The sequence below is a fragment of the Kribbella sp. ALI-6-A genome (genome assembly GCF_001984195.1).
Taxonomy (GTDB): domain Bacteria; phylum Actinomycetota; class Actinomycetes; order Propionibacteriales; family Kribbellaceae; genus Kribbella.
Window position 1 is genome coordinate 462,380 of sequence record NZ_MTQN01000010.1, and the last position, 23,044, is coordinate 485,423.

The window sequence follows — 23,044 nt, forward strand, 5'->3', positions numbered from 1 at the left end:
ATGGTTGCGGATCATTGGACCGGGAAGGGACGCTCATGGCCGAGGTGTTGCTGTTTCACCACTCGTGCGGGCTGACGGACGGCGTCCGCGCGTTCGCGGACGAACTCCGCGCCGCGGGGCACGTGGTGCACACGCCGGATCTGTTCGAGGGACGCACCTTCGGCTCGATCCCGGACGGGATGGCCTACGTGAAGCAGGTCGGGTTCGGCGAGATCGCCGAGCGCGGCGTGCGGGCGGCGGAGGAGTTGCCGGCCGAGCTGGTGTACGCCGGGTTCTCGCTCGGCGTCGTACCGGCGCAGCGGCTCGCGCAGACTCGGCCCGGGGCTCGTGCGGCGGTGTTCCTCGACTCGGCGTTGCCGGCGGAGGAGTTCGGCGCCTGGCCGGCCGGCGTTCCGGTGCAGATCCACGCGATGGACAAGGACCCGTTCTTCGTCGACGAAGGTGACATCGAGTCCGCGAAGGCGCTCGTTGCGGCGGCCGACGACGGTGAGCTGTTCCTGTACGCCGGCGACCAGCACCTGTTCGCCGACAGCTCCCTGCCCTCGTACAACGCCAAGGCAGCCGCGCTCGTGATCGAGCGCGTCCTGAAGTTCCTCGAGGGCCGCTAGTCACATTCGCCGATCGGCATCCGTCGCACTGACGAGACCCCGAACAACTCGGGGATCAAGCGATGAGGAGCCGAGATGACTGCGCCGATTCTGGTCACTGGTGGAACGGGAACGCTCGGACGGAAGGTGGTCCGCGGCCTGCTGGACGCCGGCCGCGAGGTGCGAGTGCTCAGCCGCAGCGACCAGGCGCCGTACGACGGTGTCGAGGTCGTCGTCGGGGACTTGGCCACCGGCGATGGCGTCGACAAGGCCGTGCACGGCGTCGAGACGGTGGTGCACTGCGCCGGATCCGCGACCGGGGACGACGAGAAGGCCCGCCACCTGATCGCGGCGGCGGTTCCGGCCGGCGTACGGCACGTCGTGAACATCTCCGTTGTCGGCGCGAACACGCTGCCCGTGGTCAGCGGGCTCGACCGGAAGATGTTCGGGTACTTCGCCGGCAAGCGCGGCGCCGAGCTGATCATCGAGCGGTCGGGCATCCCGTGGACCAACCTGCGGGCGACGCAGTTCCACGAGCTGACCTTCACCGTCGCCGAGCAGCTGGCGAAGCTGCCGGTCGTGCCCGCGCCGAGCGGGTTCCGGATCCAGTCGGTCGACGCCGCCGCGGTGGCTGAGCGGTTGGTCGAGCTCGCGCTGGCGCGCCGCAGGGCCAGGTCGAGGACATCGCCGGACCGCGGACGTACACGTTCAAGGAGATGACGAGCGTCTATTTACAGGCGATCGGCAAGCGTCGGCTGATGCTGCCGATGCCCCTGCCGGGCAAGGCGGCCGCGGCGTACCGGGCCGGCGCCAACCTGTCGCCGGGGCACGGGACCGGTCGCACCTGGGAGGACTTCGTCGCCGCGAAGGTGGCCCGCTGACGACGTAGCCTCGACCGATCCACCGATCGGGAGGGGCAGACGGATGACCGAAGCAGTGAACGAACTCGTCGTGAACCGGACGGACGGTCGCGAGGACGGCGAGGACTGGGCCGAGAACTACGAGGAACTGCCCGGCGGCGCCGGGATCTCGCTCATCTTCGAGTCCACCACCAAGGAGGGCGTCGGGCCGCGGCTGCACAAGCACCCGTACGCCGAGACGTTCGTCATCCGGCGCGGGTCGGCCACGTTCACCATCGACACCACGGTGGTGGTCGGCCGGGCCGGGCAGATCCTGGTGGTCCCGGCCGGCACCCCGCACAAGTTCAAGACCAATCCGGGCGGCTACGAGGCCGTGCACATCCACGAGAACTCGTCGTTCGAGACCGAGTGGCTGGAGTAGACGGCTCGACTGCCGACGACCGGCGAACGCCGCGTCCGGGAATGCATTGGTGACCGATGTGTTGTGTTCTGCAACCGTTTGAAACGCGGCGATTTCGGTTGGGGAACAGTAGGTTCTTCCTCAGCAGTTGTTAAGGGTGGGACCGTACTATTTCGGTACGACCCACAGTGGGTCCCATCAGGAGGATGACATGCAGAGCAGTAACCCGGTTCTGAACCGGTCGAGTGCGTTCGCGCCTGGCCAGGGCCAGGCCTACCCCGGGGCCGCTCCGTACGGTCAGCCGGGTCCCTACGGCCAGCCTGGCCAGGGGTACGGCGGGCCGGGTATGCCGCCGCAGCAGCAGTACCAGAGTGCCGACAGCCGGCCGATGACGCTGGACGACGTGATCGTGAAGACCACGGTCACGCTGGCCGTGGTCGTCGCCGCCGCCGCGATCGCGTGGTGGATGATCCCGACGAGCCTGGTCACCCCGGCGTTCCTGGCCGGTGCGCTGGTCGGGTTCGCGCTGGCGATGGTGCTTTCGTTCTCGCGCAAGATCAACCCCGCGCTGCTGATGGCGTACGCCATCGCCGAGGGCGTGTTCCTCGGGATCGGCAGCAAGTTCATCGCCAACTGGGTCGGTGACTCGACCATCGTCGTGCAGGCCGTGCTGGCCACGATGGTGACCGCGGGTCTGACCCTGGCGACGTACAAGTACTTCAACATCAAGGTGACGGCGCGCTTCACCCGGATGGTCATGGTCGCGACCATGGGCTTCGCGGGCGTGCTGCTGATCAACTTCGTGCTGAGCTTGTTCGGCATCGGCACCGGGATCTCCGGCATGGGCCCGCTGGGTCTGCTGTTCGCCGCGATCGGCGCCGGCCTGGCGGTGTTCAACCTGATCCTCGACTTCGACATGATCGAGCAGGGCATCAAGCACGGCGCCCCGCAGAACGAGGCCTGGCGGGCCGCGTTCGGCCTGACCGTCACGCTGGTCTGGCTGTACTGGAACCTGCTGCGCATCCTCGCGATCCTGCGCGGAGACAGCTGACCCCAGTAGCCCGGCCGTGAGGCCGCGCATCAACTGACACGCGGGCCGACCCTCAGGTGGGGGTCGGCCCGTTTGTTGTCGGGCAGAGGCGGGGTCGAAGAGGAAAGGCAACGACCTTCGCGGGGCGCAGGCCGCACAATGGTGAGATGGCGAGCCGCGAAGAGATCCTGCTCCGATACCGCGCCTACCTCGACGCGTGCAATCGCCGGGACTGGAACGACATCGGCTCGTTCGTCGGCGACGAGGTGCTGGTCAACGGGGTGAAACGGACCCGCGCCGAGTACGTCGAGGACGTGCGGCGGACGACGCGGATCTTCCCCGACTACCAGTGGGAGCTGCGCCGGGCGGTGTACGACGGTGAGTGGCTGGCCGTGCACCTGTACGACACCGGGACCCGCTACTGGGAGTTCCTCGGCGCGGACGGGGACGGGTCGTCGGTCGCGACCGACGAGTTCGACATGTACCGCATCGTCGACGGGCTGATCGTCGAGGTCGAGGGCACCGCCGACAACGCCCGCCTGCGCGAGTGACCGGGCCGAACACACAGCGAGCCCGCCCCTCCACCTGAAAGGGCAGGCTCACCGCGAAAAGTCGGCTCCTGTTCGGCTCGTCAGCCCATTCGCCGCTGCGCTTTGACCAGGTCGTATTCGTGCACGATGGCTGTGGCGTGCCCGTGAGCGAGGGCGTACTCGCTGGAAAGCCATCGCACCCTGTCGTCGAAGCGTGAGAACGACGGTCCGTCGTTCATCAGGCCGAACCACTCGGTCATCTCGCGTCCGGTGCACTCGGGCACCTTCTCCACCAGACGTTTGTGGGTTTCCTCGGAGTGGTTCAGGCCCATCGTCGCCTCCCGTCGTCGGGGTCGTGCGGTTGTTATCGACTGTGCATCAACGAACCCGTACAGGCAAGAGCTACCTGATGAAAGTCGCCGCTCAGCGGACGCGCGATTGTGCGACAGCCCTTTGTCCACAGGGGATTCGGGCCGGCGCACGAGACGGAACCAGGTCAGGACGGGCTGCCGGCCATCGACTTGCCGGCGTCGGGACCGCGGTCGCCGGTGCCGTCGGCGCCGGCCTGCGCGGAGACGGCTTCGTCGATGCGCTCGACCTCGGGCTTGGGGTGCCGCCGGCGGTGCCGGAGCTGGGCCCAGCGGCCGCGCGGACCGCGCTCACGCCCGGCGACCTCGGCCGCGGCGACCTCCGTACCGGCGGTGCGCACGGCCTGGACCGCCGCCTCGGCGATCGGCAGCACGGCCTCGCCGCGGAACGGCTCGGGATGCACGAACGACTCCGGGCCGACACCCACCGCGGCGGCCACCGACGGGAGCAGCGCGGCGGCGGCCGCGGCGTACCCGGTGACGGAGGGGTGGAAGCGGTCGGGGCCGAACATCCGGGGGTCGGTGCGGAACGCCTCGTTGAGCAGCGACCCCATCGAAACCGACCGCCCGCCGGCCTCGACCACGGCGATCGTCTGCGCGGCCGCGAGCCGCCGGCTCCAGGACCGGGCGACCTGCCGCAGCGGCGGCATGATCGGCCGGACCACGCCGAGATCCGGACAGGTGCCGACGACCACCTCGCAGTTGGCCGCGCGCAACCGCCGGACGGCGGCGTCGAGCAGCCGGACCGAGGTCGACGGCGGCATCTGCGACTTCACGTCGTTGACGCCGATCAGGATCGCGGCGACGTGCGGGCCGGACAGCAGCGCGGTGTCGATCTGCGGCGCGAGATCGGTCGACTTCGCCCCCACCTTCGACACGTCGACGAGCCGGACCGGGCGCTTGGCCAGCTCGGCGAGACCGCAGGCCAGCAGAACGCCGGGGGTCTCGTCGGGCGAGGCCGTCCCGTATCCGGCCGCGCTGGAGTCGCCGATCATCGCGAGCGTGATCGGATGTCCTGGATACCGGCCGTACAGGCCGTCGCCCTTGGCCGGGTGCGCCTTCATCGGTCCGATCACGCGCTTGGCGTACCGCGCTTCCGCGGTCAGTACGCCGTACAGCGTCGCTCCGATCAGTCCGAGTCCCCCGCCACCGAAGGCTGCGGCCTGGGCCAGCCGCTTCGCGGCCCGGGCTGTGCTCATACCCCCAAGGATCACACGCAGTAGCGTTGAAGCAAGCGAAATAGGGGGAAACACGCAGCGTCCCATACAGTGAGATCTGTGCGCTACGCGAACTCACTCCTGGACCTGGTCGGCAACACCCCGCTGGTACGCCTGACGAACACGACCGACGGCGCCAAGCCGCTCGTGCTCGCCAAGGTCGAGTACTTCAACCCCGGCGGGTCGGTGAAGGACCGGATCGCGGTCCGGATGGTCGAGGCCGCCGAGGCCTCCGGCGAGCTCAAGCCCGGCGGCACGATCGTCGAGCCCACCTCCGGCAACACCGGGGTCGGGCTGGCGATGGTCGCGCAGCAGAAGGGCTACAAGTGCGTTTTCGTCTGCCCGGACAAGGTCAGCGAGGACAAGCGCAACGTGCTCAAGGCGTACGGCGCCGAGGTGGTCGTCTGCCCGACCGCGGTCGCGCCGGAGCACCCGGACTCCTACTACAACGTCTCCGACCGGCTGGTCCGCGAGATCGAGGGCGCCTGGAAGCCCAACCAGTACGCCAACGTGAACAACCCGATCTCGCACTACGAGTCGACCGGCCCGGAGATCTGGGAGCAGACCGAGGGCAAGATCACCCACTTCGTCGCGGGCGTCGGCACCGGCGGCACGATCAGCGGCACCGGCAAGTACCTCAAGGAGGTCTCCGGCGGCAAGGTGCAGATCATCGGCGCGGACCCGGAGGGCTCGGTCTACTCCGGCGGCACCGGCCGGCCGTACCTGGTCGAGGGCGTCGGTGAGGACTTCTGGCCCGAGACCTACGACAAGACGATCGCCGACCGGATCATCGAGGTGTCGGACGCGGACTCCTTCGCGGTGACGCGGCGGTTGGCCCGCGAGGAGGCGATGCTGGTCGGCGGCTCGGCCGGGATGGCGGCGGCCGCGGCGATCCGGCTGGCCAAGGAGATCGACGACCCCGACGCGGTGATCGTCGTGCTGCTGCCCGACGGCGGCCGGGGCTACCTGACCAAGGTCTTCAACGACGACTGGCTGGCGCAGTACGGCTTCCTCGGGCACGCCCGGCAGGGCACCACGCTCGGTGAGGTGCTGGCCGGCAAGGACGGCAGCATGCCGCCGCTGGTGCACACCCACCCGCACGAGACGATCGCCGAGGCGATCGAGATCCTGCGCGAGTACAGCGTCTCGCAGATGCCGGTCGTCCGGGCCGAGCCGCCGGTGATGGCGGCGGAGGTGGCCGGGTCGGTGTCGGCCAAGACGCTGATGGACGCGCTGTACACCGGCAAGGCCCGGCTGGCCGACATCGTCGAGCTGCACATGGACCCGGCGCTGCCCTCGCTGGGCGCCGGCGAGGAGGTCGCGAAGGCGGTCGCCCTGCTGGAGGACCGGGACGCGCTGATGGTGCTGGACGACGGCAAGCCGGTCGGCGTGCTGACCCGGCAGGACCTGCTGGCGCACCTGACCGTCTGAGCGCCGGACGCCGGCCGCTGGGGCCGTTCGAAGGTCCTAGCGGTCGACGACAGTGGGAACGATGGCGATCAGGACCGTGACCAGGATGCCGAGCACGATCGCTGCTGTACCGAGGATCTGAAGGATTTCCATACCTTCAGCGTGCGCTCGCCGGCGGCGTTTTCCATCGGTCTCCGGGGTGGTCCTGAGGTCCTCCCGGGGTCGCATCCGGTTGCCTGCGGCTACACCTTTTGTTGCCTGGGGCAACACGCAGGACGACGCCCGGCGAGCCCCGAAGGCTCTCCGGACGTCGTGGGGCCGGGGTTCAGCGGTCGACGACCGACGGAACGATGGCGATCAGGGCGGTGATCACGACACCGCCGACGATGACGACTGCGCTCACGATCTGGAAGAGGTCCATGTCATCCATGGTGCTCCGCCACAGCGCCGCGGACATCGGTCCAAGGTCTCGTCTTCGGCTCATCCCTTGGTCGTACGCCGGCCCTCGACCGCTACGACCAACGGTCTCTAGTGGACCAGCACGAAGTCGGCCGGATCCAGCCGGCGCGTCCGGCGCCAGTAGCCGACGGTGAACTCCGGCCAGATCGTCGAGTTGCGGCCCTGGTCGTCCAGGTACCAGCTGTTGCAGCCCGCCTCCCAGACCGTGTCGTCCAGTTGCTGCTGGATCTCGTCGACGAACCGCTCCTGGACCTCCTCGCGGACCTCGATCGACGCGGCCCGGCCGAGCAGGCGCAGCGCCTGCACGACGTACCGGACCTGGGCCTCGATCATGAAGACCATCGAGCTGTGGCCGAGGGCGGTGTTCGGGCCGACCAGGAGGAACAGGTTCGGGTAGCCGGCCACGGTGATCCCGAGATGCGCGCCGATGCCGTGCTGCTTCCAGTGGTCGGCCAGATCGATGCCGTCCCGGCCGAGGATCCGCATCCGGGTCAGGTTGCCGGAGACCTCGAAGCCGGTACCCAGCACCAGGACGTCGGCCGGGCGCTCGGTGCCGTCGGCGGTGACCACGCCGGCCGGGGTGATCCGGCTGATCGGTGTGGTGACGAGGTCGACGGTGTCGCGGGTGAGCGCCGGGTAGTAGTCGTTGGACAGCAGGATCCGCTTGCAGCCGATCTGGTAGTCCGGCGTCAGCTTGGCGCGCAGGACCGGGTCCTTCACCTGCTTGCGGAGATGGCGGCGGGCCTGCAGTTCCAGGCCTTTCATCAGCTTGGGGTTGCCCGCGAAGCCGAGACCGCGAGCCTCCAGACCCCAGAAGATGACGTCGCGGATCGCGCGCTGACCGGCCGGGAAACGCTCGTGCAGGGCTCGTTCGCGCGGTCCGATCGCCCGGTCGGGCTTCGGGGTGATCCAGGGTGCGGTGCGCTGGTAGACGTCCAGGTGCGCGGCCTGCTCCGCGATCCGGGGCACGAACTGGATCGCGCTCGCGCCGGTCCCGACGACGGCGACCCGGCGGCCGGTCAGGTCCTGGCCGTGGTCCCAGCGGGCCGAGTGGAAGGCCGGTCCGGCGAAGCTGTCGAGGCCGGGCAGGTCGGGGATCTTCGGCTGGTGCAGGTTGCCGACGCCGGAGACCAGGACGCGGGCCTGCAGGGCCTCGCCGTCGTTGATCGTCACGGCCCAGCGGCCGCTCGCCTCGTCGAAGACGGCCTCGGTCACCTCGGCGCCGTACCGGATCCGGTCGGCGACGCCGTACTTGGTCGCGCAGTGCTCCAGGTAGGCGAGGATCTCGTCCCAGGGCGCGAACATCCGCCGCCAGTGCGGGTTCTGCTCGAACGAGAACGAGTAGAGGTACGACGGGATGTCGCAGGCGCAGCCGGGATAGGTGTTGTCCCGCCAGGTGCCGCCGAGGTGCTCGGCCTGCTCGAGTACGACGAAGTCCTCGATCCCGGCCGCGCGCAGCTTGATCGCCATGCACAAACCGGCGAACCCGGACCCGATGATCGCCACCTCGGTCTGCTCCATGGGCGGAAGGTTACCGGCGGGTTGGGTGGGCTGACAGGGGCGCGCGGGGTTGTCTTCGGGGATGTGCCCCATCCGGTGCCTGATCGGCTCCGAATCTCCCCTGGTTCCCAGGAGTATGGCTTCCATGCGTAGGTGTGAACGGTTTCACTTCTGGTGCCCCCTGAAATCGTTAGAATAAAGAACAACCGTTCTTTATTCTGGTGACCTGCCCACTGTCTCGTGAGGAGGCGGACGTGACCGGTGCGACGACCCCACGACGGGACGGTGCGATGCGCAAGGCCGGCAAGCTGGACGACCGGCTGAGCGAGCACGTCGAGCGACTGGCCGACGAACACCCGCCGATCGATCTCGGCAGCGTGGACTACTCGATGAACCGGCCGGGCCTGATCGCGCGCCGGTTCGGGCCCGTGCTCAGCTACATGGCCCGGGTCGAGCTCGAGGTCGAGCGCAACGTGCTGGAGCTGGCCACCCTGCTGCCGGACCCGCCCGAGGTCGACCGGCACTTCTACGCCGATGTCTGGATGCCCCAGGAGACCCGGCACGGCGAGATCCTCGACCGGCTGCAGGCGATGCTCGGCATCGATCCGATGAAGGCCGATCTGACGTCGGTGTCGATCCGGCTGCGGCTGCTCGGGGCGCTCGGCCGGTTCGGTCCGGTCCAGGACGTCAGCCGGATGCTCTACTACCTGACCGGGATGGCCACCGAGCGGTCCGCGGTGATCGCCTACGGCCAACTGCACAACGGGTTGCTCGAGCTGGACGAACGGGCCATCGCGGAGACCGTGGTCGCGCCGATCCGCCGACAGGAGCCGGGGCACTTCGCGTTCTACCAGTTGTCGTCGCGCGGGCTCTGGGGACAGCTGGGCGGCTGGCAGAAGTGGCTGGTGCGGACGTTGCGGCGGCTGACGTTCACGCCGGTCGGCGTCGAGCACAAGCGGCAGCGGGCCGACTTCGGGCGCGTGATGGACGCGCTCGGAATCTCCACGAAGGACTCCGACGTCGTACGCCACGCGCAGCAGATCGCGCGGGTCGAGCACGAGCTGTTGTGGGCGAGCCGCAAGGGGCTGCGCGTGCCGACGTACGTCGTGGACGCGCTGCGGCAGGCGGTCGAGGCGGCGAAGGCCGAGGCGGACATCGTCGCGATCGGCCTGCCGGGACGGCAGCTCAGCCCGGAAGCCTAGCGTCCGAAGAACCGTGCGCTATTGCCTCGGGTTCTTCGGACGCTACTGGTCGAGCGTCAGCGCAAGCGGTGCAGGATCTCGCCGGCGTTCGGGATGACCAGGGTCTCCGGGTCGTTCTCGTACTCGGCCAGGTCGAACGCGGCCGGGTCGAGGTAGCTCAGGTTCGCGCCGCGGACGACGTCCTCGGGGATGCCGGTGCACAGCGTGACCTCGACGCGCAGGTGCTCGCCGGTCGTCGGGTCCCAGGTGCCGGCGCCACGCAGGTGGGTCGAGTGTGCGAGCACACCCCAGTGCAGGTCGCGGAACTTCTCCCACTGGCCGACGAAGTAGTCGCGGCAGTGGTAGCCGATCTGTTCGATCTCCGGGTGCATCGCGGCCAGTTCGGTGACGTGCGGCGCGTACAGGATCACCTCGCCGCCGTCGGCGACGACCGGCTCGACCTTGTAGAAACCCTTGGCGGCGGTCCAGATGTCCTGGTAGCGCGAGGGCATCAGCGACACGATCCGGCGGACCGGGTGGTCGAGGTAGCGGACGTGGGTCTGGGCGGAGATCTCGGCCGCGGCGCGCCAGGACGACACCGTGTCGCCGAACGCGACGGCGTGCAGGTTGTTCGTGCCGGACTCGACGACCAGTGACAGAGCGAGCTTCTCGGCCGGGATCAGCGCGGCCGCCTCGTCGATCAGCGCGCGCACCGGCGTGGTGCCCGTCGTACCGATGATGCTCGCGCTGGTGATCAGGGCGCCCAGCCAGTGCGACAGGTCGATCACTTCCTGGCCGGCGACGCCGGGAAAGAAGTACTTGTTGCCGCCGGAGAAGCCGACCACCTCGTGCGGGAAGACCGGGCCGACGACCAGCGCGACGTCGTGCTCGACGACCGCCCGGTTGAGCTTGACCTCGACGTCCTGGTGCAGCCGGCCGGCGGAGATCTCGTTGATCCGGTCCGCGCTGATCCGGCCGAGGTCGACGAAGGTCTCCGGCGTCCACCACTCGTGGTTCAGTACGTCGTACTCGGCGCCGAGATGGACGCGCAACGCCTCCGGCGGCATCGCGGCATGGGTGCCCAAGGCAACGAGCACGGTGAGCTTGCCGACCCGTCCGGCGAGCGCCTGGTGAACGGCCTTCAGCAGCAGCGGAAGGGGACAGCTGCGGGTCGCGTCCGGAACGATCACGCAGACGCTGCGACCCTCCAGCCCGGCCGAGGCGAGCGAGTCCTGGACGAAGGTGGTGACCTCGTCGTCGGTGAGCGTCCGGGTGGCGTCGCCGAGCACGGCGGCTGGGAGTGCGACCATGCCCTCACTCTAGTCGGCAAGCGGTTACCGCTGCTCCGGTGTCGCATCCGAAGCCGACTGTGAGCACCGGCCGACCACGAGAACACCCTGACGACGGCTGGTGGGTGCTCAAAGCCGGTTCGGGACGAAGGTTGGTGGCGACCAGCGGTGGCCGCCCAGGGTGATCGGCCGGAAGCCTTTGGTACCCGAGGGTTTCGAGCCGTTGACCGGAGGGGGTGACGGGAGCAGCATCGGCCATGTCAGCTGGGGACCGGGGTGCGAGGGGGGAGTTCCCATGTCCGGCACGATGATCACGCGTCCGGTGGGGTTCGGGGGCCGGCTGCTGCGGGCGGCGGATCCGGGCTACGAGCAGGCGCGCACGGTGTTCAACGCGATGGTCGACAAGCGGCCGGCGTTGATCGCCCAGTGCGAGTCGGCGGCCGACGTCTCGGCGGCGGTCCGGTACGGCGTCGAGCAGGGGCTGGAGATCGCGGTTCGTGGTGGCGGGCACGGCGTGGCGGGAACGGGGGTCAGCGACGGTGGGCTCGTCGTCGACCTGCGCCGGCTGAACACGGTCCAGGTCGACGCCGACGCGCGGATCGCGCGCGTCGGAGGCGGGGCGACCTGGGGCGACTTCGACCGGATGTGCCAGCCGTACTGGCTCGGCACGACGGGCGGTCGGGTCTCGACCACCGGCGTGGCCGGGCTGACGCTCGGGGGCGGATCGGGCTGGCTGGAACGCAAGTGGGGTCTGGCCTGTGACAACCTGGTCTCGGTGGAGCTGGTCACCGCCGACGGGGAGTTGGTGATCGCCGACGAGACGCGCAACACCGAGTTGTTCTGGGCGCTTCACGGCGGTGGCGGCAACTTCGGCGCGGCGACCGCGCTGACGTTCCGGTTGCAGGTCTTGCCGGTCGTGACACTGGCGATGCTGATGTGGCCGGCGGACGCGGGGCCGGACGTCATCCAGGCATGGCGAAACCTGTACGAGGGTGGTGCGCCCGACGAGCTCGGGGGAGGGGCGCTGTTCCTCACCGGCCCGCCGGAGGACTTCGTGCCGCTGCACCTGCAGGGCGAGCCGCTGGTCGCCACCGTGGCGGTCTACATGGGCGACGAGGCAGAGACGCGCGAGGTCTTCGGGCCGATGTTCGAACTCGCGCCGGAGGGCGTGATGGTGGCCGAGCTGCCGTACGCCGCGCTGCAGTCGGTGATGGACGACCCGCCGGGTTTCCGCAACTACTGGTCGGGCGAACACCTGACCGAGCTGCCCGACGCGGCGATCGCGGCGTTCTGCGCCAGGGCGGCGGACATGGTGCATCCGTCGGGGTCGCAGCAGTTGATCGCGCCCTGGGGTGGCGCCGTGGCGCGCGACGCGGACAAATGGCCGTTGCCGCACCGGTCGGCGGACTGGGTGGTGCATCCGTTCGGGGTGTGGGCCGATCCGGCGGACGACGCGCGCGGGATCGCGTGGGCCCGGAACGTCTGTGCCGCTGTCCGGGAGTGGTCGACCGGAGCGGTGTACCTGAACTTCATCGGAGACGAGGGGCACGACCGGGTGGTCGCCGGGTACGGCGCGGAGAACTACCGCCGGCTGGCCCAGGTGAAGGCGCAGTACGATCCGGACAACGTCTTCCACCTGAACCAGAACATCCGGCCCGCCTAGGGGGCCGATCGCGCCGTTGGGACGGTAGGTTCGTCCTCCGGCAGAGGTCGACCCGAAGGCGGTGACATGGCCAGAGCGCCACGGCAGGCGGACATCGCCGCGGCGGCAGGGGTTTCGCAGACCACCGTCTCGCTCGTGCTGTCCGGCAACACCGACGGTCTGCGGCTGGCCGAGGCGACCCGGCAGCGCGTGCTCGAGGCCGCCGAGCAGCTCGGCTACGTGCCCGATCCGGTCGCTACCCGGCTCGCGTCGGCCAGCAACCGGATGCTCGGCGTCTACACCTTCGCCTCCGCGTTCCCGACCGCGGTCGACGGGTTCTACTACCCGATCCTGGCCGGCATCGAGGCCGAGGCGGCCGCGCTCGGTCAGGACCTGGTGCTGTTCACCGGCACCGGCGGACGCGGCGAGCCGCCCGACCACCGGGCCGCGATCCGCCGGACCCGGATCGCCGACGGCTGCCTGTTCTTCGGCCGGCACGTCCCCGAAGAGCCGATCGACTGGCTGCTCGGCGTCGGCTTCCCGCTCGTGTACGTCGGACGCCGCGACGAGCTCGGCGGCCGGATCCCGTACGTCGGCGCTGACTACGTCGCCGCCTCGGCGGCCGTGATCGAGCGACTGGTGGGGCTCGGGCATCGGCAGATCCGCTATCTGCGGTCCCCGGTGGACGCGCTGTCGTCGACCGACCGCGAGCAGGGCGTGCTCGCCGGGCTGAGCAAGGCCCGACTGCCCGTACGGCGGGCCGTCGTACGGGCTGAGGGGGTGGATGCGGCGCTGATCCGGTCGTGGATGGACGACGGCGTGACGGCTGTGGTGGTTGAGGAAACCGACACGGGAGACCTGTCGGCGGCTGCTCTGGCGGCGATCTCGGAGGCCGGGGTTTCGCTGCCGGAAGACCTGTCGATCGCCGTACTGGGGCAGCCGCGGGATCGGCCGGACGTGACCGGGTTCGAGGTGCCGCGGTGGGAGCTGGGACGGCGGGCGGTTCGGCTGCTGGTGGACCAGATCAGCGGCGCTCGGCGGTCGGATCAGCAGTTGCTGGAGTGTCGTCCGATTCCGGGATCGACGGTCGGCCCGCCAGGGACCACTGCACGACGACGGTGAGCACGTAGACGCCCGCGGAGAAGGCGACGGACAACAGTTGCGGCTCGGGGAACTTCGGCGCGATCGCGGCGCTGAGCACGACGAGCAGCGCGGCTGACGCGCCCCGGCGCCCGGGCTGACCGGCGGTGCTCGGCAGCGGTCCGACCGACCGGTCCACCGCCGACGCGATCGCGGCGAGACCGACGAAGCCGATCAACGAGGCGCTGATCATGCCGGGTGGGCCGCCGACCAGCAGGCTGAGCAGGACCAGGAACGTCAGCGCGCCGCTGCCCAGAGCGCCGATGGCGAGGGCACTGGTCAGGTGCGCGAACTTGCGCTGCCGGAGGTTGATCGCCTCGGGGGAGCGGATCGCCCCGCCGGTCCGGAACAGGCTTCGCACCCAGAGGACCATCCCGGCGGCCACGACCAGCGCGACGAGGACGCCGATCACGGTGAAGACCGTCGTACGGGTCTGCGACATGTAGTCGTACACCCGCCCGTCGCCGAAGTCGCAGGTGGCGCTCGGCGGGAACCAGGAGGTGTGCACTCTCGCGCCGCCTTCGGCCGCGTCGCCGGCTGTGCCCGCGCAGTCCTCGCTCGGGTCGAACCAGTGCGGCAGTGAATCCGCGACCACGAGCGACCACGCCATCGAGGCGGGCAGACCGAGGATCAACAGCCAGTTCCGGGTGCGCATCGCGGCCAGCCTCTCATGGTCTCGGGCCGTCTGGGCACTGGAGCGAGATGAAGCACGACTGGTTCCTCAGCACCACCGAGCGTGGCAATCCGGCCACGGAGATCGACCGGGACGGTGCCTGGACCGACGGCAACCTGATCCGGCCGCTGGTGCACGGAGCGACGTACTTCCAGCGGCTGTACGAGGAGCTGTGCGCGCTGAAGAAGGGTGATCGGGTCTACTTCACCGACTGGCGGGGCGATCCCGACGAGGCACTGATCGAGGACGGGACGTCGGTCGTCGAGGTGCTGTGCGACCTCGCCCGCAGCGGTGTGGAGGTGCGCGGACTGCTCTGGCGCTCGCACTCGGACCATGTCAGCTTCAACGCGCAGGAGAACCAGCGGCTCGGCACCGAACTCAACGAGGCCGGCGCCGAGGTGCTGCTGGACCAGCGGGTCCGGCGGCTCGCGTCGCACCACCAGAAGCTTTTTGTGATCCGGCACCGCGAAGACCCGGCGGCCGACGTGGCGTTCGTCGGCGGGATCGACCTGTCGCACCAGCGGCGCGACGACGCCGAGCACCACGGCGATCCGCAGCAGGCGCCGATGGACCCTCGATACGGGCCGCGGACGCCGTGGCACGACGTCGCGGTCGAGATCCGCGGGCCGGTCGTCGGGGACCTGCTGCGGTGCTTCATCGAACGCTGGGATGATCCGCACCCGCTCGACCGGCGTACGCCGTACCGGTTGATGGTGCAGCGGATGGCGCGGATGCCTCGGCACCCCTCGCAGTTGCCGGAGTCGTTTCCCGATCCGCCGCCGGCCGGGCAGGCCACCGTGCAGGTGTTGCGGACCTACGCGCACAAGCACCCGGGCTTTCCCTTCGCGCCGAAGGGGGAGTACAGCGTCGCGCGCGGGTATCTCAAGGCGTTCACCCGAGCGCGGTCGCTGATCTACATCGAGGACCAGTACTTCTGGTCGCGCGACGTGGCCCGGGCGTTGCAGGAGGCGCTCGACCGGTCGCCGTCGTTGCGGGTGATCGTGGTGGTGCCGCGCTTTCCCGACGCGGACGGGCGGTTCAGCGGGCCGCCGGCGCTGGACGGTCAGCAGCGCGCGCTGGCGTTGCTGCGGTCGGACCGGGTTGCCGTCTACGACCTGGAGAACACGGCCGGGGTGCCGATCTACGTGCACGCGAAGGTGTGCATCATCGACGACGAGTGGTTCACGTGTGGCTCGGACAACTTCAACCGGCGGTCGTGGACGAACGACAGCGAGCTGACCTGTGCGGTGGTCGACCCGGAGGTCGCCCGATCGATGCGGGCGGAGTTGTGGACGGAGCATCTGGGCGGGTCGCCTTCCCTGGATCCCGTCGAGGGCTTCGAGCAGTGGCGTCGTACGGCGGCCGCGCTGGACGCGTGGCATGCGGCCGGGCAGGTGGGGGAGCGGCCTCCGGGGCAGATTCGTTGCCATCGGCCCGAATCCGTGAGCCGGTGGCAACGGCTCTGGGCCCGGCCGGTCTTCGATCTCGTCTACGACCCGGACGGTCGGCCGCGCGCGATGCGGCGGCGGGGGCGGTACTGATTCCGCGTTCCGGTGCGGGTGCTGCCGACGTTGGCGCCGCTGCTTCCGTACCACCGCCACACCAGTCCGACCCTCGCGGCCAACGCCCAGCACGTGATCGACGAGGTCCTCACCGACTTCGCGGCCCGAGATCTGTGGTCCCATGGGGGATGATCGACTTCTCGAACGGCTCGGTGTTCAAGCTCAACCCCGCCGCTCTCCCGGACCTCGGCCCACTGGTCGCACCCCTGCTCATCCCCGGCGAACAACTCGTCTCCTGCTTCAAAGCCGTTCGGGACTTCGTGGTGTTCACCGACAAGCGGCTGATCGCGGTGAACGTCCAGGGCATGACCGGCAAGAAGCGGGACTTCACGTCATTGCCGTACAGCAAGATCCAGGCGTTCTCGGTCGAGACCGCCGGCACGTTCGATCTCGACGCCGAACTCGACCTGTGGTTCAGCGGACTGGGCAAGGTCCGCCTGGAGTTCAAGGGCGGCTCCGACATCCGGCAGCTCGGCCAGTTGATCGCCACCTACGTGCTCTGATCCTCCGCTTGGCGACATCACTCGAAGAAGGTTTTCAGCTTCTCCGCGTACGGCGCGCGCTGCTCGGCGGTTGGGGGAGTGGGGAGCGGTCGGCTGGCGTAGAGATTGTCGTCGGGGTATCTCGGGAAGACGTGCACGTGGTAGTGCCAGGCGTCCTGGTAGCCGGCGGGTTCATTGTGCTGGCGGGTGGAGACTCCTTCGCAGCCGTAGGTGCTGCGGATGGCGATCGCGACCTCCCGGACCAGGTCCTGGACGGCGTGCCCGGCGGGTGACGGGAGGTCGTAGAGGTTCTCGTGGTGCTCGGTCGGGACGACCAGGACGTGGCCCTGGTTGTTCGGCCACCAGCGGGAGGCGACGAAGGCCAGGGCGCCGTCGGTACGGCGTACGACGTCTTGCTGGTGGTTGAAATCGTTCTCGCCGCCGGCGACGAGGGTGCAGAACGGACAGCGGTAGCCGGGTGGTTCGTGGTTGAACATCGGGCTCCAGAACTGGGTTGCTTCGGGTGGTCGGGTCGGGTTGGGTGGTCGGGTGGACGAGCTGCGGACGGTTGTGGTGGACGCCGGGGACGACCGGCTGGTCGAGGACTGGCGGGAGGTGCACAACACGATCATCCCGACCGCGCCGCTGTCCGGCGACGACGTGCGGGAACGGGCCGGGCGCAACCACCTCGAGGTCCTGTACGCCGGCGACGTCGCGGCCGGCTGCTCGACCGTGCGACCGCCGAACGAGGAGACGACTGCCGTCACGGTGATCGCGCGCGTGCTTCCGGCGTACCGGCGGCGGGGGTACGGCGAGCGGCTGTACCGGCGCGGGCTGGCCAAGGCCGAGGAGCTCGGCGCGGAGCAGGTCGAGACGATCGTGCTCGCCAGCAACGGCGAGGGGCTGGAGTTCGCGCAGCGGCGCGGGTTCGTCGAGTTCGAGCGGTACGTGCTGCCGGGGGACACGATCGCGTTCGTCACGCTGCGGCTCACCTCACACAGCTGGCTGTCGGTCGCCGACCTGCAGCACGTCGAGGACGTCCGCGCGAACGCTTCGGCGTACGGCGACGTGCTGCACCAGGCGCTCGAGGTGATCGCCTACGCAGTCGACGAGGGCGTCGGCGGTACGACGACGCGGGCGCGGGTGGTGCTGCACGCGGACGGGTCGATCGAGGTGTCGGACGACGGGCGCGGGACCGCGACGCGTTTCGACGAGCACGGCGAACCGATGGTGAAGCCGATCATGGCGACCCGCGACCTGCGCTTCTTCGGCAATCCGTCCGCGCCGATCCTGCCCGACGGGCGTCGGCGGCACGGGATGTCGGTGGTCGTCGCGCTGAGCGAGTGGGCGATCCACACCAATCACCGCACCGAAGGCAGCTGGACGCGGCGCTACGAGTACGGCGTACCGCGCGGGCCGCTGGTGTCGCTTCCGGCGGCATCGTCCACTGGTACGACGATTCACTTCCGGCCTGATCGTGATCTGGTCGGCGGAGAGCTCACGGTCGAAGCTCTCCGCGAGGCGTGCGCGGGCTTCGGGTCGGTGGTCCCGATCGAGATCACCAGCGCCTGACGGTCGTTGCCCGGGTGCGGATCGGCCGGGCTCACGTGTCCCGGGAGCTGAGCACGCAGAACTCGTTGCCCTCAGGGTCGGCCAGGACGGTCCAGCCGGGGCCTTCGGGCTGGCCGACATCGACGCGGTGTGCGCCGAGGTCGAGCAACCTGTTGATCTCGGCGTCGCGGTCCTGGCTGGTGTGTGGTGCCAAGTCGAGGTGCAGGCGGTTCTTCACCGTCTTGCCCTCAGGGACCGGGACGAACACCATGCCCGGGCCGATCCGCTCCCACGGCGTCTCGCGCATCACCGTTTCGTCCACCCACGACGGGATGATGATGCACTCGTCGTCGGTCTCGTGGATCAGTCGCCAGTCCAGCGCCGTCGCCCACCACCTGGCCTGGGCCTTCACGTCGGCGCAATCGACGACCACGGAGTACCACCGCAATGCCATACGTCCTCCTCGGTTTCTGCGATCATGCCAGCGGTCTCAGACCAGGTCGAGCAGCTTCCGGGTCGGCGCCGAGCTGATCCTCCAGTCGGCGTACAGGCCGAGGACGCCGTCCGCCGTACAGCGCAAGGCGACGTAGACCCACCCGAGCTCCCCGTCGACCCGCTCGGTGAACCCGACGGCGAGTTCGAACTCCTCGCCACCACACGGGCAGACCGCCTCGCCGGCGTCCGCGGACTGGGCGGAAGCCGCGCTGGCCGATGTCGAAGCCGTCGCTCCCGACACCACCGCGTCGTACCCGCCGCTGTCGAGCATCACGTGCCGGCGCCCGCATCCGGCACAGCGTCGCTCAACCGACCTGTCGCCCACTGCGATGGCGAAGACCGCCGAACCACACTGCGCGCACAACGGCTGGACGACCACGCCGACCTGCCCTTGCGTCGCCGCTGCCAGATACTCCTCGAGATCGTTGGCCGACGATCCCTTCCACCACGGGCTGTCCCGCTCGATCACCATCCGCAGAGAATGCCAGCCCGGCGCCGCTCGATCGTCTCGCCGGGCCGTGACTGGCTCACAGGTCGTCCGGTCCCGTGCCGGCCGGTCGGTGCCTTGGACGAAGTCGAGGCCAGTACGGCGTTCGCCCGCGCGATCTGGTCGCGGTAGAAGGCGAACACCGCGTCCGGCGTCTGCGAGGTCGAGGTGCTCGACCATCCCCAACGGTGCCCAGGCCGATGGCAGCACCGCCTTCAGCAGTTGCCCGTCGTCGAGCCCTGCGAGGACCTCGAACACCCGCTTCCGCTGGGCATCCAGGGACTCGACCAACAGGCCATCCACCGCATCCATGCCGTCAACTGTTCCACCCGGCACCGACAAAATTCGTAGCCGGACCCGCTGGGCACCGGTGATCGACTCGTGCAGATCCTGAGGTGGTCGGATGTCGCCGACATCTTCGAGGGCGACGGCGAGCTGCTGGACGTCCACGTCTTCGGCACGACCTGGCAGGACTGGGACCAAGCGGTCGCAGCAGTCAGAACGCAGGGCTGGCCGATCGGCTTCAGCTCGGTCGGCCGACCGTTTCCGCGGGACGTCCGCGAGATCTTCGCCTCGGCCGACGAGCTTTCCGTCTCCCTGTCGATCGAGCCGGTCGCGGGGCCGTTGATCAACACGCACTTCCTCGCCGAGAACGAGATCGTGTTCGACCTGTCGCCGGCGGAAGTGCGGGGTCAGGTGGAACTCGACGCCGTGTGCAGGTTCCTCCGAGTGGTCGCGCGAGCGGTGGACAAGCCGATCGTCCTCACGCCGGAGAGCCTCCCGTCGCGGCACCTTCTGGCCTACGACCCGGCCACGGACGCTTTCGCCGTACAGCCTTCGTGAACGTTCCGACGACCCGCGGATCCGATCGGGCGCACTCGACATCGCGATTGCTCAGCAGGCGCTGGAGCCTCGCGGGCGTTCGCGGGTCTTCCTGCTGGTGATGGCGCCGGTGATCGCGGCTTCGGCCGTCTACGGCGCGATCACCGCGTCACCGTGGAACCTGATCCTCGTCCCGGCGCCCGTGTTCATGATCTACGGCGCCTGGATCGCGCCGCGGCGTACTCAGCGCCGGATCGACCTGCTGTCGCAGTCCGACGGCTGACGCTCAACCGGTCCAGACGACGCGTTCCGCGAACGCGCCGCGGGCCTCGGCCTTCGCCGAGCGGACCCGTTCCAGGTCCTCCACGGCGTACCCGAGATCCCTGGCCAGCGCGTGCACGACCTCCACCACGTCGGCCAACTCCTCGAGGGCGTCGGCGTCGTCAGGCGCGTTCAGGAACTCGTCGACCTCCTCGGTCAGCTTGTCCCGCAACCGCTGCCGGTACTCGTCCGGGTCGGCGCGGTAGACGACCGCCTCGTCGCCGTTCGCGCGGATGATCTCCGCCATCCGGTCGCGCACCAGTTTCCGCATGGCGCCTATTCCACCAGGTCGCCACCTCGACGGCCGCTCGCCGCCGGCAGGTCCGGTGGGTCAGGCCACGAACAGCGTCCCGGCGGACGTCCACCACCCACCAACCGCCCGCACCGGACCCATCCCACGCTTGATCCCGCCTCCGCGGGGCCTGTTCGGCGGCCTTGGTCAGTGGTGGACGTCCGGCCGCGAAGTGCAACGCCGTCTGGCCAAAGGTGATCAGCCCGGATACGGGTTCCAGACGATGTCCCCGGCGTACTGGTCGGCCAGTTCGTCGAGACGCGCCGCGACATCGGGCCACGGAGCCAGGTCGAACTCCTCGACCAAGGCAGCGAGGAGGTAAGCGCGGTCCGGGTCGTCGGGCGTTCGCATGTCTGCAGTTCGTGCAGCATCCGGTCGCGGGTGTCGTACGCGAGGTCGTCGAGGTGGTAGCCGGTCACGCAACCGAGCGCGAGGAACTCCGGCAGGCTCGCGCCGACGACGCGGTTCGGCTCGTCGGCGAGCGGGACGCTGAGGATCACCGGCGTCGTCGCGGCATCGGCGGGGCCGAAGAGGGCGCAGAAGTGCGTGCCGTCGCCCCCGGTCGACGCGAACGTGATCGCGTTGCGCGGGCTGTTGACGTACTCGTACCAGTCGCCGGGGTTGCTCGGCGGCTCCAGGAACAGGCCGGCGAAGCCGAAGATCGTGGCGGCGTCACAGTCGGCGAACATCTCCGGTCTGCCTGGCGTCGCCGAGAGCTTCTCGGCGAGCTCCCACAGACGATTCCAGTCCCGGCGGAAACTCGTGGCCACGTCCGACATGCCCGCATGGTCTCAGCCGCAGGGGTCCGAGAAGAGGTCAGAATCTGACCGCTATCGTCTCTACGCTGGTCGTATGACGACGAACGAGCAGACCCTGACCGGTGAGCGGGCCGACATCCTCGACTTCCTCGCGAAGCACCGCTACTTCCTGCGGCACACCGCCGAGGGCCTCACCGACGAGCAGGCGAACACGCGGAGCACGGTCAGCGCGCTGACGATCGGCGGGCTGGTCAAGCACGTCGCCGCGATCGAGAAGCACTGGGCGGACTTCGCCCGCGACGGCGGCGCCGAGGGAGTGCCCGAGGCGGTCGAGTTCACCCCCGAGGTGATCGCCTCCTGGGAGAACCAGTTCCGCCTCACCGAGACCGAGACGCTGGCCGGCGTACTGGCGGAGTACGAGAAGGTCGCCGCGGAGACCGACGAGCTGGTCCGGACCCTCGACCTCAACGCAAGCTACGAGCTCCCGAGCGCTCCCTGGCAGCCGCCGGGTGTCTTCTGGACCGTGCGCCGGGTCTTTCTGCACATCGTCGCCGAAACCGCCCAGCACGCCGGCCACGCCGACATCATCCGCGAGTCGATCGACGGCCAGAAGACGATGGGCTGAACACCGGCCTCGTCAGCCGTCGTCCTTCAGACCGAACCGGTCGCGGAACAGGGCGGCGGCCGGCGAGGCCGCCTGCTCCCGGCGCTGCCCGTCGACGAACACGTCCAGCTTGTCGTCGAGAAACGCGATCAGCCCGGCGAGCTGCGTGGCGCCGTCGAGGGGTTCGGGGTAGCTCCAGGCCAGATCGGTGTAGCCGGCCGCGGAGAAGTACGAGGCCCGGCCCTTGTAGGCGCATTCGGTCGTGCGCTCGCTCGGCGTCAGCTCGACGAGCACGTCCTGCGGCGGCAGGTAGTAGCGCATCGGCAGATGCGTCTCGAACACCAGCACCGGATGCTTGCTCTCGGCAATCACCACCCCGTCCGCCTCGAGCCGAACCGTCCGCGAACTCGGCCGCGCGTCGACCCGGTGATAGGGATCGCGCGGATGCGCCACCAGCCGCTCGTCCTCCCCGAACCACCCGTCGAACGCCCAGAAGTCGAGCACGACGTACTCGCCGAGCTCCTCGTCCTGCGGCCGGAACCCGACCCCGGCAAACCGCTTGCCGTCGACAACCAGATCGACGGCCTCACCCGCACACGAGTGCGCCGCGAACGGCGTCCCAGGATCAAGAATCCGCTCCGGCGCCGGCACCGACTCCACCGTCGACGGCGCCAGCTCTCCGCGCAGGTCGCCCACCGGTACGGCGTACGAAGGCACGATCCGCCGCGGCTCCCACACCAGCATCGCCCGAGTCGTGTCCGCGATCTCCACGTCCCCGTCGGTGACCCTGATCCGCATCTCGGTCGGCTCGTGCCGCAGCAACGGCATACTCCCGAAGAACAGGTCCTGCAGCTTCGTGCTCATCTTTGCAGCGTAGGTTCGGGTTCCCCGGAGCGATAGCCCGCAGCTGCGGCCTCCCAGAATCCGCTGGTAACGCTTGCCGTGCTCGGTGGGCCTCCAGAGATGTGAAGGAGAACAACGTGCGGATGAGCGGCGCCCGGCCGGTGATGCGCAGGAAACTGAAGGAGACGGGACCTCGGATCAGCGGCCGCCGATGTCGTCGCAGACTACTCACCTGACGAGCGAAGGGATCGGGTGCTGTGAGCACGCAACGGGCGTACTACGACGCCTCGCCGGGCAGTGTCCGTCCGTTGGTGGACACGTTCTGGTCGTCGGCAGGATGGCGCGAACCTCGCAACTGGCCAGGTGAAGCGGAGTTGGCCGCGGCTGTGGAGCGCGGGGTGATGTTCGCCGCTCCGGCGGTCCTCGATCATGACGGCTGGGTCGAGGCTGCTCGCGCTGCGGTCGCCCGGGTGTCCGCGAAGGAAATCGAAGCCGCGTTCCTGACGAGTCTGACGAGCCGGCGACTCGATCTCCGCTCGGC

At 69.4% G+C, this 23,044-nt stretch carries 28 protein-coding genes; 16 read left to right on the forward strand and 12 right to left on the reverse strand.

From position 1 onward, the window contains the following. Positions 1–35: 35 nt before the first annotated feature. From BWI15_RS16550 to BWI15_RS16570, 6 genes are all read left to right on the forward strand, one after another. Positions 36–608 carry a dienelactone hydrolase family protein gene (locus tag BWI15_RS16550; RefSeq protein WP_077015301.1) on the forward strand — a complete coding sequence of 191 codons (573 nt, stop codon included), beginning with the start codon at positions 36–38 and terminating at the stop codon, positions 606–608. Positions 609–683: 75 nt separating this feature from the next. Next, positions 684–1,307 (forward strand): SDR family oxidoreductase, encoded by a 624-nt coding sequence (locus tag BWI15_RS16555; RefSeq protein ID WP_237771308.1) that lies wholly within the window; start codon positions 684–686, stop codon positions 1,305–1,307. Then, positions 1,304–1,468, forward strand: a complete 165-nt coding sequence (locus BWI15_RS40110; RefSeq protein WP_237771309.1) for a hypothetical protein — start codon at positions 1,304–1,306, stop codon at positions 1,466–1,468. The genes BWI15_RS16555 and BWI15_RS40110 overlap by 4 nt, the downstream gene beginning before the upstream one ends. Positions 1,469–1,511: 43 nt before the next feature. After that, positions 1,512–1,868, forward strand: a complete 357-nt coding sequence (locus BWI15_RS16560) for a cupin domain-containing protein (RefSeq protein WP_083750812.1) — start codon at positions 1,512–1,514, stop codon at positions 1,866–1,868. Positions 1,869–2,058: 190 nt separating this feature from the next. Beyond that, entirely contained in the window at positions 2,059–2,898 is an 840-nt protein-coding gene (locus BWI15_RS16565; protein ID WP_077015302.1) for a Bax inhibitor-1/YccA family protein, read from the forward strand. A gap of 146 nt (positions 2,899–3,044) precedes the next feature. After that, on the forward strand, positions 3,045–3,428 hold the full coding sequence (locus tag BWI15_RS16570) for an ester cyclase (RefSeq protein WP_077015303.1): 384 nt from the start codon (positions 3,045–3,047) through the stop codon (positions 3,426–3,428). 80 nt (positions 3,429–3,508) lie between these two features. Here the strand turns inward: BWI15_RS16570 and BWI15_RS16575 are convergent, their stop codons facing one another. After that, positions 3,509–3,739 (reverse strand): DUF4287 domain-containing protein, encoded by a 231-nt coding sequence (locus BWI15_RS16575; protein WP_077015304.1) that lies wholly within the window; start codon positions 3,737–3,739, stop codon positions 3,509–3,511. Between the two features lie 164 nt (positions 3,740–3,903). Continuing rightward, positions 3,904–4,974 carry an SGNH/GDSL hydrolase family protein gene (locus tag BWI15_RS16580; RefSeq protein ID WP_077015305.1) on the reverse strand — a complete coding sequence of 357 codons (1,071 nt, stop codon included), beginning with the start codon at positions 4,972–4,974 and terminating at the stop codon, positions 3,904–3,906. A 78-nt stretch (positions 4,975–5,052) separates the two neighbouring features. On the opposite strand from BWI15_RS16580, the gene BWI15_RS16585 reads away from it, so the two are divergent. Then, positions 5,053–6,423, forward strand: a complete 1,371-nt coding sequence (locus BWI15_RS16585; protein WP_077015306.1) for a cystathionine beta-synthase — start codon at positions 5,053–5,055, stop codon at positions 6,421–6,423. 304 nt (positions 6,424–6,727) lie between these two features. Here BWI15_RS16585 and BWI15_RS40460 read toward each other — a convergent pair whose 3' ends face one another. Together BWI15_RS40460 and BWI15_RS16590 are read right to left on the reverse strand one after the other, a co-directional pair. Then, complete coding sequence (locus BWI15_RS40460) at positions 6,728–6,859, reverse strand: hypothetical protein (RefSeq protein WP_269087178.1); 132 nt, start codon at positions 6,857–6,859, stop codon at positions 6,728–6,730. Positions 6,860–6,930: 71 nt separating this feature from the next. After that, on the reverse strand, positions 6,931–8,382 hold the full coding sequence (locus BWI15_RS16590) for a flavin-containing monooxygenase (protein ID WP_077015307.1): 1,452 nt from the start codon (positions 8,380–8,382) through the stop codon (positions 6,931–6,933). A 233-nt stretch (positions 8,383–8,615) separates the two neighbouring features. Between BWI15_RS16590 and BWI15_RS16595 the strand changes: the two genes are divergently transcribed. After that, positions 8,616–9,563 carry a GTP-binding protein LepA gene (locus BWI15_RS16595; RefSeq protein WP_237771310.1) on the forward strand — a complete coding sequence of 316 codons (948 nt, stop codon included), beginning with the start codon at positions 8,616–8,618 and terminating at the stop codon, positions 9,561–9,563. A gap of 56 nt (positions 9,564–9,619) precedes the next feature. Here the strand turns inward: BWI15_RS16595 and BWI15_RS16600 are convergent, their stop codons facing one another. Next, entirely contained in the window at positions 9,620–10,852 is a 1,233-nt protein-coding gene (locus tag BWI15_RS16600) for a lactate racemase domain-containing protein (protein WP_077015308.1), read from the reverse strand. Positions 10,853–11,126: 274 nt separating this feature from the next. On the opposite strand from BWI15_RS16600, the gene BWI15_RS16605 reads away from it, so the two are divergent. Then, positions 11,127–12,494, forward strand: coding sequence for an FAD-binding oxidoreductase (locus tag BWI15_RS16605; RefSeq protein WP_077015309.1), 1,368 nt, complete (start codon positions 11,127–11,129; stop codon positions 12,492–12,494). Between the two features lie 66 nt (positions 12,495–12,560). Then, the gene (locus tag BWI15_RS16610) at positions 12,561–13,595 is read left to right on the forward strand and encodes a LacI family DNA-binding transcriptional regulator (protein WP_077015310.1); all 1,035 of its coding nucleotides are present in this window, start codon (positions 12,561–12,563) and stop codon (positions 13,593–13,595) included. On the opposite strand, the gene BWI15_RS38850 is transcribed toward BWI15_RS16610, so the two are convergent. Further along, complete coding sequence (locus BWI15_RS38850) at positions 13,498–14,268, reverse strand: hypothetical protein (protein WP_143465644.1); 771 nt, start codon at positions 14,266–14,268, stop codon at positions 13,498–13,500. The genes BWI15_RS16610 and BWI15_RS38850 overlap by 98 nt on opposite strands. Before the next feature lie 47 nt (positions 14,269–14,315). On the opposite strand from BWI15_RS38850, the gene BWI15_RS16620 reads away from it, so the two are divergent. Beyond that, positions 14,316–15,827 carry a phospholipase D-like domain-containing protein gene (locus tag BWI15_RS16620; protein WP_077015312.1) on the forward strand — a complete coding sequence of 504 codons (1,512 nt, stop codon included), beginning with the start codon at positions 14,316–14,318 and terminating at the stop codon, positions 15,825–15,827. A 149-nt stretch (positions 15,828–15,976) separates the two neighbouring features. Next, positions 15,977–16,351 carry a PH domain-containing protein gene (locus tag BWI15_RS16625; RefSeq protein WP_077015313.1) on the forward strand — a complete coding sequence of 125 codons (375 nt, stop codon included), beginning with the start codon at positions 15,977–15,979 and terminating at the stop codon, positions 16,349–16,351. Positions 16,352–16,368: 17 nt separating this feature from the next. Here BWI15_RS16625 and BWI15_RS16630 read toward each other — a convergent pair whose 3' ends face one another. Beyond that, positions 16,369–16,827: an HIT family protein gene (locus tag BWI15_RS16630; protein WP_077015314.1), complete on the reverse strand. Its 459-nt coding sequence runs from the start codon at positions 16,825–16,827 to the stop codon at positions 16,369–16,371. 52 nt (positions 16,828–16,879) lie between these two features. On the opposite strand from BWI15_RS16630, the gene BWI15_RS16635 reads away from it, so the two are divergent. Further along, the gene (locus BWI15_RS16635; RefSeq protein ID WP_077015315.1) at positions 16,880–17,902 is read left to right on the forward strand and encodes a GNAT family N-acetyltransferase; all 1,023 of its coding nucleotides are present in this window, start codon (positions 16,880–16,882) and stop codon (positions 17,900–17,902) included. Positions 17,903–17,933: 31 nt separating this feature from the next. On the opposite strand, the gene BWI15_RS16640 is transcribed toward BWI15_RS16635, so the two are convergent. Together BWI15_RS16640 and BWI15_RS39420 are read right to left on the reverse strand one after the other, a co-directional pair. Beyond that, on the reverse strand, positions 17,934–18,335 hold the full coding sequence (locus tag BWI15_RS16640; protein ID WP_077015316.1) for a VOC family protein: 402 nt from the start codon (positions 18,333–18,335) through the stop codon (positions 17,934–17,936). A gap of 36 nt (positions 18,336–18,371) precedes the next feature. Next, positions 18,372–19,175, reverse strand: a complete 804-nt coding sequence (locus BWI15_RS39420; RefSeq protein WP_168197327.1) for a mycothiol transferase — start codon at positions 19,173–19,175, stop codon at positions 18,372–18,374. 69 nt (positions 19,176–19,244) lie between these two features. On the opposite strand from BWI15_RS39420, the gene BWI15_RS39425 reads away from it, so the two are divergent. Further along, positions 19,245–19,706 (forward strand): hypothetical protein, encoded by a 462-nt coding sequence (locus BWI15_RS39425; RefSeq protein ID WP_077015317.1) that lies wholly within the window; start codon positions 19,245–19,247, stop codon positions 19,704–19,706. A gap of 100 nt (positions 19,707–19,806) precedes the next feature. Further along, complete coding sequence (locus BWI15_RS39430; RefSeq protein ID WP_168197328.1) at positions 19,807–19,968, forward strand: hypothetical protein; 162 nt, start codon at positions 19,807–19,809, stop codon at positions 19,966–19,968. Between the two features lie 3 nt (positions 19,969–19,971). Here BWI15_RS39430 and BWI15_RS16660 read toward each other — a convergent pair whose 3' ends face one another. Next, on the reverse strand, positions 19,972–20,277 hold the full coding sequence (locus BWI15_RS16660) for a nucleoside triphosphate pyrophosphohydrolase (RefSeq protein WP_077015318.1): 306 nt from the start codon (positions 20,275–20,277) through the stop codon (positions 19,972–19,974). A 5-nt stretch (positions 20,278–20,282) separates the two neighbouring features. Further along, the gene (locus tag BWI15_RS16665; protein WP_077015319.1) at positions 20,283–21,077 is read right to left on the reverse strand and encodes a hypothetical protein; all 795 of its coding nucleotides are present in this window, start codon (positions 21,075–21,077) and stop codon (positions 20,283–20,285) included. A 73-nt stretch (positions 21,078–21,150) separates the two neighbouring features. Between BWI15_RS16665 and BWI15_RS16670 the strand changes: the two genes are divergently transcribed. Further along, positions 21,151–21,681 (forward strand): DinB family protein, encoded by a 531-nt coding sequence (locus tag BWI15_RS16670; RefSeq protein WP_077015320.1) that lies wholly within the window; start codon positions 21,151–21,153, stop codon positions 21,679–21,681. Between the two features lie 12 nt (positions 21,682–21,693). Here the strand turns inward: BWI15_RS16670 and BWI15_RS16675 are convergent, their stop codons facing one another. After that, positions 21,694–22,524, reverse strand: a complete 831-nt coding sequence (locus BWI15_RS16675) for a DUF427 domain-containing protein (protein ID WP_077015321.1) — start codon at positions 22,522–22,524, stop codon at positions 21,694–21,696. Positions 22,525–23,044: the final 520 nt, after the last annotated feature.

Bases quoted from the DNA above. Each gene is read 5' to 3' on its own strand.
- BWI15_RS16675 (WP_077015321.1), bottom strand. From the start codon at position 22,524: ATGAGCACGAAGCTGCAGGACCTGTTCTTCGGGAGTATGCCGTTGCTG.
- BWI15_RS16610 (WP_077015310.1), top strand. From the start codon at position 12,561: ATGGCCAGAGCGCCACGGCAGGCGGACATCGCCGCGGCGGCAGGGGTT.
- BWI15_RS16580 (WP_077015305.1), bottom strand. From the start codon at position 4,974: ATGAGCACAGCCCGGGCCGCGAAGCGGCTGGCCCAGGCCGCAGCCTTC.
- BWI15_RS16670 (WP_077015320.1), top strand. From the start codon at position 21,151: ATGACGACGAACGAGCAGACCCTGACCGGTGAGCGGGCCGACATCCTC.
- BWI15_RS39420 (WP_168197327.1), bottom strand. From the start codon at position 19,175: ATGGATGCGGTGGATGGCCTGTTGGTCGAGTCCCTGGATGCCCAGCGG.
- BWI15_RS40110 (WP_237771309.1), top strand. From the start codon at position 1,304: ATGACGAGCGTCTATTTACAGGCGATCGGCAAGCGTCGGCTGATGCTG.
- BWI15_RS16605 (WP_077015309.1), top strand. From the start codon at position 11,127: ATGTCCGGCACGATGATCACGCGTCCGGTGGGGTTCGGGGGCCGGCTG.
- BWI15_RS40460 (WP_269087178.1), bottom strand. From the start codon at position 6,859: ATGTCCGCGGCGCTGTGGCGGAGCACCATGGATGACATGGACCTCTTC.
- BWI15_RS39430 (WP_168197328.1), top strand. From the start codon at position 19,807: ATGGCGCCGGTGATCGCGGCTTCGGCCGTCTACGGCGCGATCACCGCG.
- BWI15_RS16550 (WP_077015301.1), top strand. From the start codon at position 36: ATGGCCGAGGTGTTGCTGTTTCACCACTCGTGCGGGCTGACGGACGGC.
- BWI15_RS38850 (WP_143465644.1), bottom strand. From the start codon at position 14,268: ATGCGCACCCGGAACTGGCTGTTGATCCTCGGTCTGCCCGCCTCGATG.
- BWI15_RS16620 (WP_077015312.1), top strand. From the start codon at position 14,316: ATGAAGCACGACTGGTTCCTCAGCACCACCGAGCGTGGCAATCCGGCC.
- BWI15_RS16630 (WP_077015314.1), bottom strand. From the start codon at position 16,827: ATGTTCAACCACGAACCACCCGGCTACCGCTGTCCGTTCTGCACCCTC.
- BWI15_RS16555 (WP_237771308.1), top strand. From the start codon at position 684: ATGACTGCGCCGATTCTGGTCACTGGTGGAACGGGAACGCTCGGACGG.
- BWI15_RS16600 (WP_077015308.1), bottom strand. From the start codon at position 10,852: ATGGTCGCACTCCCAGCCGCCGTGCTCGGCGACGCCACCCGGACGCTC.
- BWI15_RS16640 (WP_077015316.1), bottom strand. From the start codon at position 18,335: ATGGCATTGCGGTGGTACTCCGTGGTCGTCGATTGCGCCGACGTGAAG.
- BWI15_RS16560 (WP_083750812.1), top strand. From the start codon at position 1,512: ATGACCGAAGCAGTGAACGAACTCGTCGTGAACCGGACGGACGGTCGC.
- BWI15_RS16625 (WP_077015313.1), top strand. From the start codon at position 15,977: ATGATCGACTTCTCGAACGGCTCGGTGTTCAAGCTCAACCCCGCCGCT.
- BWI15_RS16570 (WP_077015303.1), top strand. From the start codon at position 3,045: ATGGCGAGCCGCGAAGAGATCCTGCTCCGATACCGCGCCTACCTCGAC.
- BWI15_RS16590 (WP_077015307.1), bottom strand. From the start codon at position 8,382: ATGGAGCAGACCGAGGTGGCGATCATCGGGTCCGGGTTCGCCGGTTTG.
- BWI15_RS16660 (WP_077015318.1), bottom strand. From the start codon at position 20,277: ATGCGGAAACTGGTGCGCGACCGGATGGCGGAGATCATCCGCGCGAAC.
- BWI15_RS16565 (WP_077015302.1), top strand. From the start codon at position 2,059: ATGCAGAGCAGTAACCCGGTTCTGAACCGGTCGAGTGCGTTCGCGCCT.
- BWI15_RS16665 (WP_077015319.1), bottom strand. From the start codon at position 21,077: ATGTCGGACGTGGCCACGAGTTTCCGCCGGGACTGGAATCGTCTGTGG.
- BWI15_RS16575 (WP_077015304.1), bottom strand. From the start codon at position 3,739: ATGGGCCTGAACCACTCCGAGGAAACCCACAAACGTCTGGTGGAGAAG.